The following is a 1,288-nucleotide window of genomic DNA, read 5'->3' as shown; positions in this document are numbered from 1 at the left end:
CGGATGCACTTGCCGATGTACTTGCTGAAACTGAAGCACTTGTTGAAGCGGACTCACTTGCCGATGTACTTGCACTTGCTGAGGCACTCGTTGAAGCAGATACGCTCGCTGACGTACTTGCACTTACTGAAGCACTTGTTGAGGCAGATACGCTCGCCGATGTACTTGCACTTACTGAGGCACTTGTTGAAGCGGATACGCTCGCTGACGTACTTGCGCTTACTGAAGCACTTGTTGAAGCGGACTCACTTGCCGATGTACTTGCACTTACTGAAGCACTCGTTGAAGCAGACGCACTCGCTGACGTGCTTGCAGAAACTGAAGCACTTGTTGAAGCTGAAACGCTCGCTGAGGTACTTGCACTTGCTGAGGCACTCGTTGAAGCAGATACGCTCGCTGACGTACTTGCTGAAACTGAAGCACTTGTTGAAGCAGACGCGCTCGCCGACGTGCTGGCACTTACTGACGCGCTTGTTGAAGCGGAGACACTCGCTGATGTGCTAGCTGAAACTGAAGCACTTGTTGAAGCTGAAACGCTCGCTGACGTACTGGCACTTACTGAGGCACTCGTTGAGGCGGATACGCTCGCTGACGTACTTGCTGAAACTGAAGCACTTGTCGAAGCAGACTCACTTGCCGATGTACTTGCTGAAACTGAAGCACTCGTTGAAGCGGATGCACTCGCTGACGTGCTGGCACTTACTGAAGCGCTTGTTGAGGCGGATGCACTCGCCGATGTACTTGCGCTTGCTGAGGCACTTGTTGAGGCAGATACACTCGCTGACGTGCTAGCTGAAACTGAAGCACTTGTTGAAGCCGATACGCTCGCTGACGTACTTGCTGAAACTGAAGCACTTGTTGAAGCAGATGCACTTGCCGATGTACTTGCTGAAACTGAGGCACTTGTTGAAGCCGATACGCTCGCTGACGTACTTGCGCTTACTGAAGCACTTGTTGAAGCGGACTCACTTGCCGATGTACTTGCGCTTACTGAAGCACTTGTTGAAGCCGATACGCTCGCTGAGGTACTTGCACTTACTGACGCGCTTGTTGAAGCAGACGCACTTGCCGATGTACTTGCAGAAACTGAAGCACTCGTTGAGGCAGATACGCTCGCTGACGTACTTGCACTTACTGACGCGCTTGTTGAAGCAGACGCGCTCGCCGACGTACTTGCTGAAACTGAAGCACTTGTTGAAGCAGATGCACTTGCCGATGTACTTGCGCTTACTGAAGCACTTGTTGAAGCGGACTCACTTGCCGATGTACTTGCACTTACTGAGGCACT

At 52.0% G+C, this 1,288-nt stretch carries 1 protein-coding gene; it reads left to right on the top strand.

The genetic code is table 11. The features are described 5' to 3' along the window. Positions 1 to 1,288, top strand: a 1,288-nt coding sequence (locus tag K1I97_RS10000) for a chordopoxvirus G3 family protein (RefSeq protein ID WP_223351614.1), incomplete at both ends; no start/stop codon positions are given.

The sequence above is a fragment of the Streptococcus oralis genome (genome assembly GCF_019929345.1).
Lineage (GTDB): Bacteria > Bacillota > Bacilli > Lactobacillales > Streptococcaceae > Streptococcus.
Note: the sequence above shows the minus strand (reverse complement) of the source record. Positions and strands in the feature narration are given on the sequence as shown.